Source organism: Candidatus Magnetominusculus dajiuhuensis, from assembly GCF_046044395.1.
Lineage (GTDB): Bacteria > Nitrospirota > Thermodesulfovibrionia > Thermodesulfovibrionales > Magnetobacteriaceae > Magnetominusculus > Magnetominusculus dajiuhuensis.
Genome location: NZ_JBJUSG010000029.1, coordinates 2,533 through 20,213 on the forward strand (window position 1 = coordinate 2,533; position 17,681 = coordinate 20,213).

Annotated in this window: 16 protein-coding genes and 1 pseudogene; 12 read left to right on the forward strand and 5 right to left on the reverse strand. The window is 50.0% G+C overall.

All coding sequences use genetic code 11. From position 1 onward, the window contains the following. Positions 1–297: pseudogene (locus AB7D94_RS05825) on the forward strand (hypothetical protein); the annotation flags it as partial. A 25-nt stretch (positions 298–322) separates the two neighbouring features. On the opposite strand, the gene recO reads toward AB7D94_RS05825, so the two are convergent. The 5 genes from recO to rfaQ all read right to left on the reverse strand — a co-directional run bounded on the left by recO (position 323) and on the right by rfaQ (position 4,986). Continuing rightward, a complete protein-coding gene (gene recO, locus AB7D94_RS05830) occupies positions 323–1,069 on the reverse strand; it encodes a DNA repair protein RecO (RefSeq protein ID WP_420264795.1) in 747 nt (248 codons plus the stop codon). Positions 1,070–1,077: 8 nt separating this feature from the next. Then, positions 1,078–1,530, reverse strand: a complete 453-nt coding sequence (locus AB7D94_RS05835; RefSeq protein ID WP_420264796.1) for a bifunctional nuclease family protein — start codon at positions 1,528–1,530, stop codon at positions 1,078–1,080. A 2-nt stretch (positions 1,531–1,532) separates the two neighbouring features. Continuing rightward, positions 1,533–2,447 carry a GTPase Era gene (gene era / locus AB7D94_RS05840; protein ID WP_420264797.1) on the reverse strand — a complete coding sequence of 305 codons (915 nt, stop codon included), beginning with the start codon at positions 2,445–2,447 and terminating at the stop codon, positions 1,533–1,535. Then, entirely contained in the window at positions 2,448–3,641 is a 1,194-nt protein-coding gene (locus AB7D94_RS05845; protein WP_420264819.1) for a pyridoxal phosphate-dependent aminotransferase, read from the reverse strand. It abuts the gene before it with no gap. A gap of 124 nt (positions 3,642–3,765) precedes the next feature. After that, complete coding sequence (rfaQ, locus tag AB7D94_RS05850; RefSeq protein ID WP_420264798.1) at positions 3,766–4,986, reverse strand: putative lipopolysaccharide heptosyltransferase III; 1,221 nt, start codon at positions 4,984–4,986, stop codon at positions 3,766–3,768. A gap of 142 nt (positions 4,987–5,128) precedes the next feature. On the opposite strand from rfaQ, the gene mraZ reads away from it, so the two are divergent. Genes mraZ through murG form a run of 11 tightly spaced genes read left to right on the forward strand, consistent with a single transcriptional unit; the run spans position 5,129 to position 17,678 of the window. Beyond that, positions 5,129–5,608, forward strand: a complete 480-nt coding sequence (gene mraZ / locus AB7D94_RS05855; RefSeq protein ID WP_420264799.1) for a division/cell wall cluster transcriptional repressor MraZ — start codon at positions 5,129–5,131, stop codon at positions 5,606–5,608. After that, a complete protein-coding gene (gene rsmH / locus AB7D94_RS05860; protein ID WP_420264800.1) occupies positions 5,609–6,511 on the forward strand; it encodes a 16S rRNA (cytosine(1402)-N(4))-methyltransferase RsmH in 903 nt (300 codons plus the stop codon). Then, entirely contained in the window at positions 6,508–6,804 is a 297-nt protein-coding gene (locus AB7D94_RS05865) for a hypothetical protein (protein ID WP_420264801.1), read from the forward strand. The genes rsmH and AB7D94_RS05865 overlap by 4 nt, the downstream gene beginning before the upstream one ends. A 49-nt stretch (positions 6,805–6,853) precedes the next feature. Further along, positions 6,854–8,581, forward strand: a complete 1,728-nt coding sequence (locus tag AB7D94_RS05870; RefSeq protein WP_420264802.1) for a peptidoglycan D,D-transpeptidase FtsI family protein — start codon at positions 6,854–6,856, stop codon at positions 8,579–8,581. Positions 8,582–8,625: 44 nt separating this feature from the next. After that, the gene (locus AB7D94_RS05875) at positions 8,626–10,134 is read left to right on the forward strand and encodes a UDP-N-acetylmuramoyl-L-alanyl-D-glutamate--2,6-diaminopimelate ligase (protein ID WP_420264803.1); all 1,509 of its coding nucleotides are present in this window, start codon (positions 8,626–8,628) and stop codon (positions 10,132–10,134) included. Further along, a complete protein-coding gene (locus AB7D94_RS05880) occupies positions 10,131–11,483 on the forward strand; it encodes a UDP-N-acetylmuramoyl-tripeptide--D-alanyl-D-alanine ligase (RefSeq protein WP_420264804.1) in 1,353 nt (450 codons plus the stop codon). Before AB7D94_RS05875 ends, AB7D94_RS05880 begins: the two co-directional genes overlap by 4 nt. Positions 11,484–11,487: 4 nt before the next feature. After that, positions 11,488–12,570: a phospho-N-acetylmuramoyl-pentapeptide-transferase gene (gene mraY, locus AB7D94_RS05885; protein ID WP_420264805.1), complete on the forward strand. Its 1,083-nt coding sequence runs from the start codon at positions 11,488–11,490 to the stop codon at positions 12,568–12,570. 5 nt (positions 12,571–12,575) lie between these two features. Continuing rightward, a complete protein-coding gene (locus tag AB7D94_RS05890) occupies positions 12,576–13,745 on the forward strand; it encodes a D-alanyl-D-alanine carboxypeptidase family protein (RefSeq protein ID WP_420264806.1) in 1,170 nt (389 codons plus the stop codon). A 2-nt stretch (positions 13,746–13,747) separates the two neighbouring features. After that, positions 13,748–15,232, forward strand: a complete 1,485-nt coding sequence (gene murD / locus AB7D94_RS05895) for a UDP-N-acetylmuramoyl-L-alanine--D-glutamate ligase (RefSeq protein ID WP_420264807.1) — start codon at positions 13,748–13,750, stop codon at positions 15,230–15,232. A gap of 54 nt (positions 15,233–15,286) precedes the next feature. Then, a complete protein-coding gene (ftsW, locus tag AB7D94_RS05900; protein WP_420264808.1) occupies positions 15,287–16,507 on the forward strand; it encodes a putative lipid II flippase FtsW in 1,221 nt (406 codons plus the stop codon). A 10-nt stretch (positions 16,508–16,517) separates the two neighbouring features. Next, positions 16,518–17,678, forward strand: a complete 1,161-nt coding sequence (gene murG, locus AB7D94_RS05905) for an undecaprenyldiphospho-muramoylpentapeptide beta-N-acetylglucosaminyltransferase (protein WP_420264809.1) — start codon at positions 16,518–16,520, stop codon at positions 17,676–17,678. Positions 17,679–17,681 lie beyond the last annotated feature (3 nt).

The following is a 17,681-nucleotide window of genomic DNA, read 5'->3' on the forward strand; positions in this document are numbered from 1 at the left end:
GGCTCATTGGATATGAAAGTAGGCTCATTGGATATGAAAGTAGGCTCATTGGATATGAAAGTAGGCTCATTGGATACGAGAGTAGGCTCATTGGATACGAAAGTAGGCTCCCTGGAAACAAGGGTCGGCTCCATTGAACATGAACTGGCGAAAAAGCCTGACCGTGATGAGGTGCGCTTTATGCTGAAGCAGGAGATAGAGCCGCTCAAAAAAGAGGTGTCTAAAAAACCAGACCGTGAAGAGGTCAGGGCGATAGTGCATAGTGAAGTTGAAAAGGTGCGCTTGACCTTTGCGTAAGGCCATTAGGAGTGTCGGGTACTTTTCATGCCGGATACGTATCTGGGTCTGTTCTTATTTTGTCCATAAAATCCCTCGTCTTAAGGCCCTTTTCCAGACGGTAGCGAATGTGCAAATCAAGCAGTCTGCCGAGTTCCTGTGCGAGAGAAGTTGTTGGAACCACACGATGTAACTTACTCCAATCCCAAAGCCGCAGGGTCTCAAAGAGTTTTATCGCACCCTGAGACAGCTCAAACCCGCTTAGTGGGTCGCCGCAGTTGTCGCACAATATTGAACCCTCGCGAAAATAAAAACGCCTTCCCGTACCTGCGCACCGGGCGCACCCGCTTAGTCTTGGCATAAAACCCGCCGCGTTGAGCATCTTTATCTTATAGCAGAGAATGGCCTTTTGATTGCCGCAGCCCGCCTCTTGCATCCTCAGCGTATCGAGCAGTATGTCGAACAGGCCTTCCTGCCTGACGTGTTCGGGGATAAGCATAAATGTCATCTCAAGTAACTCAGATACCCGGAGAAAGCAGTCAAGCTCTTCCCGTAATTTCTGAAATGGATGGACGATGTCGGCCTGGATGAGCCTTGGCAGCTCAGCGTTTTCCTTTCCCCACAGACTGATGCGAATATATGAAAAAGGCTCAAGGGCGGAGCCAAACCTGCTCTTTGTCTTTCTTGGACTTTTGGCGAATGCACGCACAAAACCCCTCTCGCGCGTGAAAATCGTCATAATCATATCGGCCTCACCGAGCGGGAAGCCCTTAAAGACAATGCCTTCGGTCATGAAACGCATTACATGATGTTGCCGAAGTCTTCAGGTTTGAGGTTTTTAAGCCACTCTTCAAGTTCATCGGTGTTTCTGCGCTCAATGACGGTCTCCTCGACATAGATAGGGGAGTTTGTCCTTAGCGCAACCGCAACGGCGTCGCTTGGGCGGGAGTCTATCGGCCTTTCGGCCTTGCCATCAGTGACATAGAGCATGGCATAGTATGTGTTGTCAACGATCTCGTGGACGATAACCTTGGCCACCGACATGTTAAGCTCTTCAATGACGTTCTTGAGCAGATCGTGCGTAAGCGGTCGCGGCGTTACCACCTTGCCGAGTGCGAGGGCGATTGAGTCAGCCTCCGGTTTTCCTATCCAGATTGGCAGCGTCTCCTCTCCATCAACCGCCTTCAGCAGGAGAATGTACATACCACTTCTGGGGTCAAACAGCAACCCATCTACCTTCATCTTTATAACCATATCTATTTAAACCCCAAATCTTTCAATGCGGACACATCCTTACGCCAGTTCTTTTTCACCTTTATAAACAAATCCAAATACACCCTTGCCCCGACAATATCCTCTATTTCCTTGCGGGCCTTCGTGCCGGCGGCCTTTAGCGTCCTGCCGTTTTTCCCTATTATTATACCCTTTTGGGTAGGTTTTTCAACAAGAATATTTGCGCTTATCGAAATAAGGCCGCTTTTTTTTTCTTGCCACCTGACGACATCAACGGCGATGGAGTGGGGGATTTCGTCGTGTGTGTAGTCCATCAGCTTCTCCCTGATGGTCTCCGAGGCCATGAACCTCTCAAACACATCTGTCACTACCTCATCTGGATAGTATCTCGGCCCCTCAGGCAGATAACGCAGACTCTCACTTATAAGCACATCAACCCCGCTGCCGCTTTTTGCGGATACGGGTATTATCTCCTCAAAGTTGAGAAATTTCCTGTAAGCATCAATAACACAAAGCAGCGCCGACTTATCCCTGAGCATATCTATCTTATTCACGACAAGAAATAAAACCTTCTTCACGTCCTTCAACATATTTATAACTGAAATATCGTCCTCATCAGGTGAGGCGGGGTTTACAACCAGATATATCAGCTCCACCTCGCTTACTGTATCCATTGAGGTCTTCAGTATAAAACGTCCCAGCGTATGTAACGGCGCATGAATGCCCGGCGTATCGAATAAGACGATTTGCCCGTTCGGTACATTTTTAACGCCCATTATCCTGTTTCTGGTCGTCTGGGGCCTTGATGTGACGATGGCTATCTTCTGGCCGGTTATCGTATTTAACAGCGTGGATTTGCCGACATTAGGCTTTCCCATTATCGCCACGAACCCTGAGCGAAAAATAGAAGCTGTATTTTTATCTGATGAAACAGCCACTTATGTCAGCTTCTGCAGGGCTGTCTTAATCCGGTTCAGGCCCTCGCTTATTTTTTCCATTGAGGTTGCATAGGACATCCTTATATATCCCTCGGCACCGAAGGCACTGCCGGGCACAAGGGCAACGGCTGCCTCTTCAAGCAGATAGAGAGCCATGTCCGAGGAGTCCTTTATCAGCATCGTTGCTGTTTTCCTGCCAAGATAGTCCCTGATATTCGCAAAGGCATAAAACGCCCCCTGTGGCATCTTACACGACACACCGTCAATGGCGTTTAGCTCAGCCACCAGATACCTCCGCCTCTTGTCAAACTCTTTAAGCATGGCGGGGATGAAGTCCTGAGGGCCGGTAATGGCCTCAAGGGCGGCCTTTTGTGAAATTGACGTCGGGTTTGAGGTTGACTGGCTTTGAATGTTCTCCATGGCTTTGATTATCGCCGCATCGCCTGCCGCGTAGCCCACGCGCCAGCCGGTCATGGCGTAGGATTTCGAAAAACCGTTTATGACTATCGTCCTCTTCTTTATTTCCGGGTCAATTGAGGCAATGCTGACATGTTTTAAACCGTCATAGAGAAGTTTTTCATATATCTCGTCAGATATAACATAAATATTGTTCCTGACGGCTATCTCAGCAATGGCCTCCAGGGCCTTTCTGTCGTATGTGAATCCGGTAGGATTCGACGGGTAATTCAGGACAATGGCCTTAGTCTTCTTCGTGATAGCCTTTGAGAGCAGCTCCGGCGATACGACAAAGTCCTCCTCTTCCCGCGTCTGCACAATAACCGGCACGGCATCATTCAGAAGAGTCTGGTCGGGATAAGACACCCAATACGGTGCTGGTATTATGACCTCGTCTCCTTCACTGTAAAGTGCCTGTGCGGCGTTATACAGAGAGTGCTTAGCGCCTACTGAGACGAGTATCTCATTTGGCTTATACTGCAAGCCATTGTCCTGTTTCAGCTTCCCGACAATGGCATTCTTAAGTTCTGGTATCCCGCCTACTGGTGTGTACTTGGTAAACCCCTCGTTAATGGCCTTAATGGCCGCGGCCTTGATATTGTCAGGGGTATCAAAGTCCGGTTCGCCGACGGCAAAGCTGATTACGTCAATGCCAGCCGCCTTCATCTCCTTAGCCTTCGTATCAATAGAAAGTGTAGCCGATGGTTTGACTTTTTTAGCTCTTTCAGAAATCATAATCTTTCATGACCTCGTTAATTTATTATTTACTGTGACGATTATAACAGAAACCGGCATAAAAAAACATAACGCATATCTCCGGCCTGAAGGTTAACAGTGAGTTATGCCCCCCAACGCCCAGTGCTTAAAACAGTCTTTGTTCAATCAAATCCGTTACTTCTTTGGCGCTTATGTCGTGGAGGCATTTACTTTTTTTCGTTGCGTCGCAGCCATCGCAACCGCAGGGGACGCAGTCCCAGTCCCGCTGAATAACCGTATGGATTCCCGACGTCTGTATCCCGTTTCTCCTTGCGTAGGGTTGCTGTATCGTCTTTTCATTGTCCCACGGCCCCCAGTTAAACGCGCCGGATGGCCCGAATATGGCCACAACGGGCGTGTCCATTGAGGCCGCTATGTGCATCGGGGCGGAGTCCACTCCGAAAAACATGGCCGCACCCTTTGATACTGCTCCAAGGGCCTTTATACTCGTCTCACCCAAAAGGGTGATAAGTCCGCCCTTGTTGGTTTCTTTCACCAGAGATAAAATCCCCCTGGCCTTCTCTATCTCCCTTTTGCCGGGCGCCGCGGTTAGCACTACCTTAATGCCCCTCTTTAACAGCCAGTCTATAACCTCTGCCATGTAGTCATCCCGCCAACACTTGAAAAACCACCGCGAAGTGGGATGGACATGTACGTATGTGTCCGGGTTTGAAATGCCGCGGCCCTTTAATAGTCTGTCCACTGAGTCTGTAACATCCTCCGGTACGTGCATTTCAACTTTATAGCCTGCTGGTTCTATCGAAAATTTTTGTAGCAGCTCCAAATTTTGCATAACCACATGCGTCATCCCGTTGAGGACGGCGCGGCCCGTATACAGGTAGTTCTTCCCCCAACGGCTTGCCTTGCCTGAGTCTTTGGCAAGCCTTACGCGGGCACCGCTTACATATGATATTATAGCCCCGCGGTCGCCGCCCGTCATATCAATAGCCATGTCAAAGGCGCGTTGCCTTATTGCCCTTAGATTATTTAACTCGCCGGCATATTTTTTAATAACCGGCATGTCCTTTAGCTTCCTGTTGAAGACCATCACCTCGTTGATGTATGGATTGCCTGTCAGGGTCTCCTCCGAGCCGGAGTTCACAAGGGCGCTGATACGGGCATCGGGAAACGCCGTCCTCAGTGCCCTGTAAACCGGAGAGGTCAGCAGGACATCACCTATGTGGCGCAGCTTGATTGCCAGTATGTTGGTTATTCCATCGAAATTCGCGTTCACTCTTACGGTAGTCCCATGCCCCTCTTCTGAGTTTGTAGTGCCGCTATGTGCCTTAATAATCCCCTCTGTGGCAAACACATCGCATTCTAACACAACAAAGACGCCGCTTGCAATTTGTTGATGTCAGTTTGTCGGCGGGTGTTATGATTTGTGTATTACTGCTCAAAAAATTTTTTGCCGGACTGAAAGATTTATATTGACATAAATGTAAAAATGTGGTATTTTGTGGTGGTAAGTGGAGGACGATTCGGTGGAGTCAGACGGATTTATAGGTAGATACAATCTCAGGGCGGATGACAAGGGCAGGGTTATAGTCCCGGCCTCGTTCAGAGAGATATTTAAGAAAAGCTACGGCCCGAAGATTTATATAACCTGTGCGGTCAGAGACAGGTGCCTTCAGATATTCCCGGACGCGCAGTGGAGGGACTTGATGGCAAAGGTGAAGGAGATGCCTAAGTCTAAGGAATCGGTGAAGTTCTTTATCAGAAAGGTGGTCAGCTCGGCGTTTGAATGCGAGATAGACAAGCAGGGAAGGCTGCTCGTGCCGCCAGCCCTTAGGGAGGACGCCGGTATTTCCCTCAATGGCGAGATATTGATTGCCGGGGCTACGGACAGGCTGGAGGTCTGGGACAGGAACTTGTGGGCTGAAAAATATAGAGACATTGATGACTCCGTTGTGGCGGGCTATGAACAGGAGTTGGCAGATTGGATATAGATGGGCAACACGCGGGGAGTGTCCGGGGCAATACATTGTCCGGTAATGGTGGATGAGGTGATGGAGCTGTTAGACGTGAAAAGAGATGGAGTATATGTGGACGGCACGCTGGGCATGGGTGGACACGCAGAGGTGCTGCTTAAGAGGCTTGGTGCGGATGGCAGGGTCATTGGCGTTGATAAAGACGAAGAGGCGCTGATGTTTGCGGCGCAAAGGCTTCAGGACTGCCGTGTGAGTTTTGTACGGGATGATTTTTCGCGCGTAGGGGATATTGTAAAGGACTGCGGGTACGACACTGGTGTTGATGGCATATTGCTTGACCTTGGGATGTCTATGTGCCAGGTGAAAGACATGGCGAGGGGGTTTAGTTTCAACTCCGATTACCGGCTTGATATGCGGATGGACAATAGGGCGCCGCTGACGGCATGGGAAGTGGTAAACCGCTATAAAATGGAAAAAATTGAAGAGATATTAAAGGAATACGGGGAAGAGACAAGGGGCGCTAAAATTGCGCGGGCAATCGTCGCGCAGAGAAAGAGGCGTTCAATAGACACATGCCGCGAGCTGGCGTCACTCGTTGAAGATGTATACGGCGGGCGTGGGAGGACTCATCCGGCAACACAGACCTTTCAGGCGCTCAGGATATATGTAAACGGCGAACTGGCGGCCTTGAAGGGCGCGCTTGAGGGCTCGGGGGCGGTGTTGAGGGCAGGCGGACGTTTGTGTGTAATCTCATATCATTCCCTTGAGGACAGACTTGTAAAGAATTTTTTCAGGCAAGAAAAGGCAAACGGCCATTTCAGGGTGTTGACCGTAAAACCCATTACTCCATCCGCTGCGGAGTCTGGTGAAAGAAACCCCGCGGCAAGGAGCGCTAAGCTCAGAGGAGGACAAAAGTTATGATTTGCGAAAAGAGATGTTCACTGCTGAGTAACATTGTGTTGGTCCTTGGCGCGTTGCTGATAGTTGTCAGCGTGTTTTACACTCTGTGGTTGAGGACTTCCATCAAGTCGCTTGAGTACAAGCTTGGCAACATGCAGCAAAAACAGTATGAACTCCTTAAAAAGCAAAGAAATCTCATGGCGAAAAAGGAAAATCTTCTGTCTCTGAACTCCGTTGACAGCCTGGCCATTAAGAAGATGGGCTTTGAGTTTCCAGACAGGAACAGGGTAATCTACGTAAAAGAGCGGCAGTAATCTACGGGGGTAGGGCTGCTCGTGGCCCCTCAACAGGGGCAAGGTGGAAATGAACAGACGATTTATATTTATTTACGGGCTGATCTTTGTCGGTTTTTTTGTGTTACTGGGACGACTTTTCGATATCATGGTTTTGAAACATGATAAATTCGTAAAGAAATCCGAAAATCAGCGCCTCGCAGAGGTGGACGTGCAGGTGCGCCGCGGTATAATCCTTGACAGGCTTGGCAGGAGGCTTGCCGTAAACCTTGAGAATAATTCAGTATATTTGGACAAGACCAACTACAACGAGAGCGATAAGAGGCTGCAGGAGGTATCCAACATCATCGGAGTGAGCTTTGAAGAGCTGTCGGCGGAGGTCAGGGGAAAGAAGAACTTTGTGTGGCTCAAGCGTAAAATCCCTATCGAGGAGACCGATAAACTACAGGAGATGAGACTAAGTGGAATCGGCCTGACCGCGGAACCAAAGCGGTACTATTCGCTGGGGTCTATGGCCGCGCATGTCATAGGTTTTGTAAACATAGACAACAAGGGGCTTGAGGGTGTGGAGGCCGTCTATGACAGAGAACTTGTCGAACAGGGCGGTAAATACACCGTCGAAAAAGACGCCAGAGGCAATACGTTTTACAATACGAACGAAAACGAAAGGACAGGCAGCACCATCACACTGACCATAGACCAGGGGCTTCAGTACATTGTGGAAAAAGAACTCGACGACACGATGGAAAAGTGGCACGCCGCCGCCGCTACCGCCATAATGATGGACCCATATACGGGTGAGATACTTGCCCTTTCAAATCGCCCCACGTTTGACCCTAACTCACCCGGCAAGTACGGTCCGGCCGCAAGGCGCAACCGCGCCATTACGGATTTCTATGAGCCAGGCTCTACGTTTAAGATAGTAACCGCAACCGGCGTTTTGGAGGAGAACCTTACCAGGCCGGACGAGAAAATTGACTGCCTCGGCGGCTCTATAGAGGTCGGCGGCAAGAGGATAAAGGACGCCCATCCTCACGGTGTCCTCACATTTATGGAGGTCATACAAAAGTCCTCCAACGTGGGGACGATAAAACTAGCAATGCGCCTGGGCAAACAAAGGCTTTACAATTATATCAGGAATTACGGTTTTGGGGAAAAGTCGGGCATAGACTTACCCGGTGAGGTCTCTGGACGCCTGAGAAAACCTGAGCGTTGGAGTGGTGTCTCTATCGGGTGCATACCCATAGGACAGGAGGTTGCTGTAACGCCTCTTCAGATGCTTACCGCGTATTCGATTGTGGCCAACGGCGGGTATAAAATCTCGCCCTCAGTCGTGAAGGAAATTGTTATGGGCGACGGCAAGGCCTATTCGGTAAAGAAGAGGTATGATGGCTCTGAGCAGGTGATCTCGAAAAAGACAATAGACATCCTCAAAAAAGCCTTCACAATGGTCACAGAAGAGGGTGGTACGGCCACGTTTGCGCGCGTTGAGGGAAACCTCGTAGCCGGTAAGACGGGTACGGCTCAAATCTATGACAGGGCGCATGGGGGTTACTCTCACACCGATTTTATCAGTTCATTTGTCGGCTTTGTGCCCGCCGATAAGCCGGTATTCTCCATTATAGTCGTCGTATGGAAACCTCGCGGCGCTATCTATGGCGGTGTTGTTGCCGGCCCGGTTTTTAAGAACATCGCCACTAAGGCGCTTACTTATTTGAATGTACCAAAAGAAGAGAAACTAAAAAGCACTACTTTGGTTGTCGAAAACGAATCCATCGGCAAAAAGCCACACAACTAAGCAACCGGCAATCCGGTAATTTTAGAAAGGAATGGTTTATAAGAATGAATATAGCTCAAATACTGGACAAAATTGGCGTCAGGGAGATTAATGGCAACCTGAACAAAAGGGCGTCGGGCATCTCCTATGACTCCAGGACAATAGAGAATGGTACGATGTTTTTTGCGGTAAAAGGCCAGCACTCCGACGGCCACGCCTACATTGAAGAGGCAATTAAAAAAGGCGCCCACTCTGTCATCTACGAAGACGAAATAGATGTTGACGCCTTCAGCGGCAAGGATATCCTCCTTGTCAGGGTGGACAATGTCCGCAGGGCGCTTGCCTATGTCTCGGCAAGATACTACGGCGACCCATCAAAGGAACTCAGGCTCACTGGTGTAACCGGCACCAACGGCAAGACATCAACATGTTACCTGATGCGCGCAATCCTTACGGCGTACGGTAAGAAATCCGGCATGATCGGGACGATTCAATACCTTGTTGGCGACACTGTCTACAGCGCCTACCACACCACGCCGGAGGCCCCGGAGTTTCAAATGTACTTAAACAAAATGCTCGCAGAGGGCTGCGAATACGTCGTGAGCGAGATATCCTCCCATGCCCTCGCTCAGTACAGGGTTGACGCCGCGGAGTTTGACGTCGTAGTTTTTACGAATCTCACGCGCGACCACCTTGATTACCACAAGGACATGGACGACTATTTTAAATCGAAAAAGAGACTTTTTAATGAGCTGTTAAAGCCGGGCGGCGTCTCTGTAATAAACGCTGACGATGAGTTTGGCCGGGAGCTTATAAAAGAACGGCTGTCAAGGGGTACTGATGTCATGGCCTACGGGATGGACGCCCGTGCTGATGTCAGGGCGGTAAATATTAAGCGTTTTGCCAACGGGCTGGATTTCGATATCTTATACGGCGGCGGGCAGTACAGTATCGTTTCCAATCTGCGGGGATATGTCAATATATACAACATACTGGCGGCCTTTTCGGCGTCAGCCGCGCTTGGGATTCCATATGACGCAATCATTGCGGGCATTTCAAGGCTCAGGAGCGTGAGAGGGCGGTTTGAGCCGGTTGAGTGCGGACAGGATTTCTCGGTAATAGTGGATTACGCGCACACAGACGACGCCCTTCGCAATCTTATTGACAGCATGAAAAAGCTATGCACGGGGAGAATCATAACCGTGTTTGGCTGCGGGGGTAACCGCGATACGGGAAAACGGCCAATAATGGGGCGGATTGCCTCTACAATGAGTGATTACGCCATCGTTACGTCCGACAATCCGAGGTACGAAGACCCCGGCGACATTATAAGACACATCATCGGCGGCATCGAAGGAGACCGCTACACCGTTGAGCCAGACAGGAAAAACGCTATAAAAATGGCCGTCAATATGGCCGTCCCCGGCGACGTGGTACTGATTGCCGGCAAGGGCCATGAAAACTATCAGGACATCAAAGGCGTCAGACACCCGTTTGACGACAGAGAATTGGCGGAGAAGTTTATCCTGAAAAGACTCAAGAACTTTGGACGTCCACCGGAGGCCACCCAGTGACACCCATTAGCTTAGACGCGGTGCTTAGGGCAGTTGACGGCAAGGCAGTGAATTGCCCCGACGCCCGTGGTGTTTATTTTACCGGAGTATCCACGGACTCAAGGGCGGTCAAGGCCGGCGAGCTGTTCTTTGCCCTCGTGGGAGATAAATACGACGCCCACGATTTTATTGCCAGCGTTGTCGGCGTTGCCGCCGGTGCGGTTGTCTCGCGTGTGGTGGATTGCCCCAAAGAAGGGTTTTTTTTAATTGTCGTTGACGATACACTAAAGGCCCTTCAACGCCTTGCCGCCCATGTAAGGCAAATTCGTCCCATACCGGTTGTTGCCCTCACAGGCACAAATGGCAAGACCACTACGAAGGAGATGACAGCGGCAGTACTAGGTAAAAAATACCCTGTTCTGAAAACAGAAGGGAATCTTAATAACCAGATAGGGCTTCCGCTTACGCTGCTTAGGCTTGACAATGAAGATGCGGCAGTCCTTGAGATGGGGGCAAGCAAGCAGGGTGACATCGCTGAACTCTGTGAGATCGCCGCCCCCGACATTGCAATTGTAACCAATATCGGACCCGGCCACCTTGAGGGTTTTCGTAGTATAGAAGGCGTACGCGCGGCAAAACTTGAAATAATGAACTATGCCAGGACTATCATAGTAAACGGCGACGACGACTTCCTTATGGAAGGCGTGTTGGAGAGAAATAAGACTCTGAAACGGGAAATTATCACATTTGGAAAAGGAAAGGACGTGTCATGCAGAGGCCATTCGATTCGCGAAAATGGTTCCGCGCTGCAAGTGGCAATAAGGTTTTCCAATGGTGTGGAAATTGACGCAACCATCAGAAGCGGCGGGATGCACAACGTGTCTAACGCCCTTGCCGCCGCCGCCGCGGGGTTTGCCATGGGTGTGGACACAGGGGATATCCGGCAGGCACTGTCCTCTTTCGAAGGGGTGCCAATGAGGCTTGAGCACCGGGAAATTAACGGCTCTCTGATAATCTGCGACTATTATAACGCCAATCCCGCCTCGATGGCAAACGCGGTAGCAGAGCTGATAAGGCTGAAAAAGGGGACGGCGGTTGCGGTCCTTGGCGATATGCTTGAGCTTGGGGAGTATGCGGAGCGCTATCACAGGGAGTTGGGAAGGTCTATACCCCCGGGGGATGTTGATTTACTCATAGCTGTGGGGGAATTAATGAAATTCACCTATGAAGATTTCAGGGCATCGGGCGGTGCCGCTGTACACGCCGCGGATGCAGTTGAGGCCGGCACTATTTTAAGACAGTTGAAGTCTAAGGACACGGTGCTGATTAAGGGTTCACGCGGATTAAAAATGGAGAAGGTGCTGGGGTAACCATATGTTATACTATCTGTTGTATAGCCTTAGAGATGTGTTTTCACCGCTGAACGTATTCAGGTACATAACGTTTCGCACTGCCATTGCTGTTATTACCGCTATGGCAATAACATTTATACTTGCCCCTGAGACAATACGCTTCCTCAAGCGCATAAGCCTGACGCAGCAAATCAGAGACGACGGCCCTAAGACCCATTTCTCCAAGGCCGGTACGCCTACAATGGGCGGCGTTCTGATAATCATATCCATACTGGTTACCGTAGTCTTATGGGGTAATCTTGAAAACAGATATGTCCTGATAATGATTGGGTCAACGTTTTGCTTCGGGGCGATAGGGTTTTTAGACGACTATCTGAAGGTATCAAAGCGCAACCCTAAAGGACTAAAGGCTAAGTACAAGTTCGGCCTGCAAATCATAGTGGCGCTGATAATCGGCCTGATTCAGTATTTTGACGCCGCTGACCCATACAGGACGATGCTCATAATACCGTTTTTCAAGAAATGGCTGTTCGATTTTGGGGTTTTTTATATACCGTTTACGGCACTGGTAGTGGTTGGCTCATCAAACGCGGTAAATCTGACAGACGGCATAGACGGGTTGGCGATAGGACTTGTCGGAATAGCGACGTTCGCAACGGGGCTGTTGGTGTATATATCGGGGCACGCCGGGCTGGCACAATACTTGCAAGTAATATATATAACTGGCATAGGCGAGTTAACCGTATTTTGCGGCGCAATGCTTGGAGCGGCACTTGGTTTTTTATGGTACAATACATATCCGGCAGAGGTGTTCATGGGCGATGTAGGGTCTTTAGGGCTTGGAGGGGCACTTGGCACACTGGCAACTATTACCAGGCATGAGATAGTTTTGCTGGTTGTAGGTGGTCTGTTTGTTGTAGAGACACTGTCAGTTATTTTACAGGTAGCGTCATATAAGCTGACAGGGAAGAGGATTTTCAGGATGGCCCCCATACATCACCATTTTGAGTTGAAGGGGTGGCCGGAGCCTAAGACCGTGATAAGATTTTGGATAGTGGGAATTATGCTTGCATTGCTAAGCTTGGCAACTATTAAATTGAGGTGATGATAATGGAGAGAGGTTTCTTACGGATGTTAAGGCATTATGTGTTTCTACCTATGGTAATGTGTGTGGTATTATTAACCGCGAACTCGTTTGCAAAGGCGGCCAGTGAGCCTTCACCCAGGGAAATAACGGCGAGGTCTGCCGTCATTATGGATGGGGATAAGATATTATACGCAAAAAACCCTGATTTCAAACAGCCCCCTGCCAGCACGACAAAACTGATTACCGCCATGGTGGTGCTTGACCATATGAAGCCAAACGACATAGTAACGATATCCTGCGATGCCGCCAGACTGCATTCGCCGCATGTTGCCTTGCGTGAGGGTGAGAGGTTTTACGTCAAAGACCTCTTAAGTCTGCTTCTGATGAAATCTGTAAATGGGGCGGCCCTGGCGTTTGCCGAGGCGGTGTCGGGCACAGAGAGAGACTTCGTCACGCTGATGAATGAAAAGGCAAGGGGAATTGGGGCGATGAATACGAGATTTATAAATGCCCATGGGCTTCCAGGCGAAGGGCAGTATATAACGGCGTACGATTTGGCCACAATAATGAAGAAATCCCTCGACTATTCCCTGATAAAAGAGACTATAAACACAAAGACAAAAACGGTTGACTCCATAGACGGAAGGGCATTCGTCCTGTCGAACACGAACAAGCTGTTGTGGAGCGACGGCGACCTCGTAGGAGGCAAGACGGGTTTTACCAACGCGGCGAGGCACTGTCTGGCGTTTGCGGCTGAAAAGGGAGAGAACATGCTGGTGGCGGCCCTGCTGGGCGACGGCAGAAGGTCAGACCTTTGGCGCGACGCGAAGTTTGTACTGTCTAAGGGTTATAACATCTCGGAGTCACACGCAAGGCCAATCATCTACTACAGCAGCATAGCCAATGAAAAAGTCCGGACAGCCACAAGGCCTGCCCACCACGTCAAAGGGAAAAAACACAAATCAAAGAAACGCAAGTCTGGCAGAGACAGCCGTGTTGAGACCATAGCCGCCCTCGATGAGGTTGCTATGGAAGACGCCGGCTATAGCGGACAGGATACGATGGCAAAAAAATCGAAAGGAAAAAAGAGATCGAAAAAATCAAAGGCACAGGCCTATAACCGCAGACCCATCCCCAACAATGCCATTGACATGGCAGACAATCGTTTTTATAAAGAAATCATAGGTGGATGACAATGGAAATGTATAAAAATTACAAGGGCAAACACGTAGTGGTAGTGGGGCTGGCAAGGAGCGGCGTAGGGGCGGCGAATCTCCTTGTGAGGCTTGGGGCAACAGTGACGGTCATGGACGTAAAAGGCCCGGATGAGCTGTCGCCGTACATCAGCAAACTTGACCCCTCTGTAATAATCAAATTGGGAAAACACAACGAAGAGATTATAGACGCGGCAGACGCGGTGGTGGCAAGCCCCGGAGTGCCTCCCACAATTCAGATATTTGACAGGGCGCGCCAAAAGGGGATTCGCATAGTGGGAGAGCTGGAGCTGGCATATCAGGTGCTTGAAGAGCTGAGAAAAACCGGTGCCGCCGGATTCATGGCGATTACCGGTACAAACGGCAAGTCAACGACGACAACACTCCTGTACGAAATACTGATACACAGCGGTTTTAACGCCATCATCGGTGGCAACATCGGCAAGGCCCTCACTGAGGAAATAAGCAAGCTGGTGAAGGATTTTGAGCGTCCCCGCGAGTTCGTAAGCCCTGATTATATTGTCACTGAGGTGTCGAGTTTTCAACTTGAATCCGCCGAGAAGTTTAAGCCCAAGGTGGCGGCCATACTAAACGTAACCCCCGACCATCTCGACAGGCACATCACGATGGACGCTTACCTTGACGCAAAGTGCAGGATCTTTCAGAACCAGGACCAGATGAATTTCCTCGTCCTCAACGCCGACGACCCGCTCACGCCGAAAATCGCCGCAAAGGTAAAACCGATGGGGCCGGAGATTCTCTATTTCAGCAGGAAGAGGCAGGTGAGGGGGGCGTACTACTCAAAGGGCATAATAACGTTTAACATCCCGGAGCTTGAGGTGCTTTGCCCTGAGCTTGTTGTGCATGAGATGCCGGTGTTTCACACGAATAATTTCAGGATTAAGGGGCTGCACAATATAGAAAACGCTATGGCGGCGTCGCTGATGGCGCTTGTGAGCGGTTGTTCTGTTGCTGACATATACGCCACGCTGACGACGTTTAAGGGGCTTGAGCACAGGCTTGAATTTGTGGAAGAGGTTGAGGGCGTGAAGTATTTTAACGACTCCAAGGGGACGAACATATGGTCTGTGGTGAAGTCCCTTGAGGGTTTTGAGGAATCCGTGGTGTTGATAGCCGGTGGCAGGGACAAGGCGGGTGATTTCTCCCCGCTTAGGGATTTGATAAGAGAAAAGGTCAGGGCGGTGGTACTAATAGGCGAGGCGGCGGGGAAGATTAGGGACGCTGTGGCCGGTGTAACAGAAGTCCACATGGCCTCATCAATGCAGGAGGCCGTTGCGGTGTCACAGAAGATAGCGCGATATGGAGACATAGTGTTGCTTTCGCCTGCGTGTGCGAGTTTTGATATGTTCAGGGATTTCGAGGAGCGCGGCGTTGTATTTAAAGAGGCGGTCTTGCGCCTGCCGGGCAGCAGAACAGCCATTGATACGGCAACTGTGAGTAAATAGGAAATATGGACGCCAGGGAAATCAGACAAGCCAGGGAAATACAGGTGGGGATGAGTGCAGGAAATTACTAATCAGATAACGCAGGAAAGGGGACAGTTCGACAAGATATTGTTTGCGTCGGTCTTGTGTCTGATGTTCGTCGGTGTGTTCATGGTCTATAGCGCCACGTCTGTAGTGGCGCCGTCAAGGACTGAGGCCACCGCCGCGGCGTCTCTTACAGATATGCGGTATCTGAAAAAACACCTTGCGTCAATTATCCTGGGGTTTGTCCTTATGGCGTTGATGTATAAGGTCAACGCGGAGTCATTAAAGAAGGCGGCGTTGCCGTTGTTGGTAACGTCTGTGCTGCTTTTATTAGCGGTCAAAGTACCGGGTATCGGGGCTACTGTAAACGGGGCAAGGCGGTGGATAAGGGTGCTTGGCATAACGTTCCAGCCGTCAGAGCTGGTAAAGCTGTCAATGGTGTTGTTTATGGCAAAGTATTTATCTGGCGGGTCGTTTGTCCCTGATAGTGTGAAGGCGTTTATTAAACCGATTGCGCTGATGCTTATTCTGCAGGGAATGCTCTTGTTACAGCCGGATTTTGGCTCGGCGGCGATAATAGGAATAATAACGTTTACGCTGCTTTTTATGGCGGGGGTGAGGATCAAGTACATCTTATCCCTGGGGGTTGTGCTGATACCCGTAGTTGTCAAACTGATAATGGAGCCATACAGATTAAAACGTGTACTTGTGTTTTTAAACCCGTGGGCGGATGAGAAAAAGAGTGGTTTTCAACTTATACAGTCGTTTGTGGCGCTGGGAAATGGCGGGCTAAACGGCGTGGGGATAGGCAAGAGCACACAAAAACTGTTTTTTCTGCCGGAGGCCAAGACAGACTTCATCTTCGCTATCGTGGGCGAGGAGACAGGGCTTATCGGGGCCGCGGTTGTGGTCTTGTTATTTCTTGTCGTTTTTATCAGAGGTATTTACATAGTGGGCAGACTAAAGGGAGGCTTTTATATGTATACGGCCGCGGGGATAACGCTTTTGATTGCGATTCAGGCGGTGATAAACATGGCGGTGGTCTCAGGGCTGCTGCCGACAAAGGGACTGCCGCTGCCGTTTATAAGTTATGGAGGGTCGTCTATGATCTTAAATTCCGCCGCCATAGGCATCCTTCTGAATCTTTCGGAAGGAGAGGTAATCGTCAGACAGGACGCGCCTGTGATTGAAGGAGATGCCGATTACAAGATTAACCGAAGAAAAGGAAGGATTTTTACGTATGCGAAGTGATGGTACAACGATGAAAAAAAGGACGTTTGTCATTGCGGGCGGGGGCACGGGGGGGCATCTGTACCCTGGGATTGCGATTGCCGAGGAGCTAAAAAAGCAGGTGAAGGATGTGGAAATCATCTTTATGGGCGCGGAAAGGGGTATTGAGGCAAGGATATTGCCCGGTGAGAATTACTATGTCAAGCTGTTAAAGACAGACGGCTTTGTGGGGGTCTCGCTGAAGAGGAAGGTTATCGCCCTGTATAGGTTTGTTGTGGCATTTTTTAAGGCATACGCGTTTCTCAGGGGGCTTGCCCCTAATGTGGTCATCGGCACGGGTGGATACGCCTCGTTTATTCCTGTATTTGCGGCCGTGCTTTTGGGCATTCCCACTGTGGTGCAGGAACAGAACTCAGTACCGGGCCAGGCCAACAGGATACTGGCGAAATTCGCCAAAAAGGTATGTATAACCTATGAGAATTCCCTTTCGTATTTTCCAAAGGATAAGACCATTCTGACGGGCAACCCCGTAAGGGAGAAGATACTCAGGGCCGACAAGGCCGAGGGGATGAGGATGTTTTCCTTAAGAGAAGGACTCTTTACGATATTTATCTTTGGTGGGTCAATGGGGGCGTCGTCGTTGAACAAGATAGTAGTGGATTGCCTTGAATATCTCAAAGAGATGAAGGACAAGATACAGTTCCTTCATCAAACCGGCGAGAAGGATTTCGAGTTTGTCAGGGCGGCGTACTTAAGCCACGGGATGAGCGGCACTGTGGCACCGTTTATATACAAGATGCCTGAGGCGTATGCCTCGTGCGACATGATAATATCAAGGGCGGGGGCGACTACGCTTGCCGAGATAACGGCCATAGGGATACCGTCGGTGCTGGTACCGTATCCATACGCCGCGTCCGCGCATCAGGAGGTAAACGCCTCAAGGCTTGCCGTAAGCGGGGCGGCCATGATGATTAAAGAGGAGGATTTAACCGGAGAGACCCTTGCGGATTATATCCAGAGGCTTTACAACGATGGCAGCCTGAGGGCAAAGCTAAGCCGCGATTGTATGACATTTGGCAAGCCTGACGCCGCAAAAAAGGTAGCCAGCATATCTATGATGCTGCTTAAAAACAAAAGAATTTCTTTTCGCGAGGGCGCTCCGGTGCCCCTGCCTAAATCAGAGGTGCAATAGGAC

Bases quoted from the DNA above. Each gene is read 5' to 3' on its own strand.
- AB7D94_RS05865 (WP_420264801.1), top strand. From the start codon at position 6,508: ATGATTTGCGAAAAGAGATGTTCACTGCTGAGTAACATTGTGTTGGTC.
- AB7D94_RS05835 (WP_420264796.1), bottom strand. From the start codon at position 1,530: ATGGTTATAAAGATGAAGGTAGATGGGTTGCTGTTTGACCCCAGAAGT.
- mraY (WP_420264805.1), top strand. From the start codon at position 11,488: ATGTTATACTATCTGTTGTATAGCCTTAGAGATGTGTTTTCACCGCTG.
- rsmH (WP_420264800.1), top strand. From the start codon at position 5,609: ATGGGCAACACGCGGGGAGTGTCCGGGGCAATACATTGTCCGGTAATG.
- recO (WP_420264795.1), bottom strand. From the start codon at position 1,069: ATGACCGAAGGCATTGTCTTTAAGGGCTTCCCGCTCGGTGAGGCCGAT.
- AB7D94_RS05890 (WP_420264806.1), top strand. From the start codon at position 12,576: ATGGAGAGAGGTTTCTTACGGATGTTAAGGCATTATGTGTTTCTACCT.
- murD (WP_420264807.1), top strand. From the start codon at position 13,748: ATGGAAATGTATAAAAATTACAAGGGCAAACACGTAGTGGTAGTGGGG.
- murG (WP_420264809.1), top strand. From the start codon at position 16,518: ATGAAAAAAAGGACGTTTGTCATTGCGGGCGGGGGCACGGGGGGGCAT.
- AB7D94_RS05875 (WP_420264803.1), top strand. From the start codon at position 8,626: ATGAATATAGCTCAAATACTGGACAAAATTGGCGTCAGGGAGATTAAT.
- AB7D94_RS05870 (WP_420264802.1), top strand. From the start codon at position 6,854: ATGAACAGACGATTTATATTTATTTACGGGCTGATCTTTGTCGGTTTT.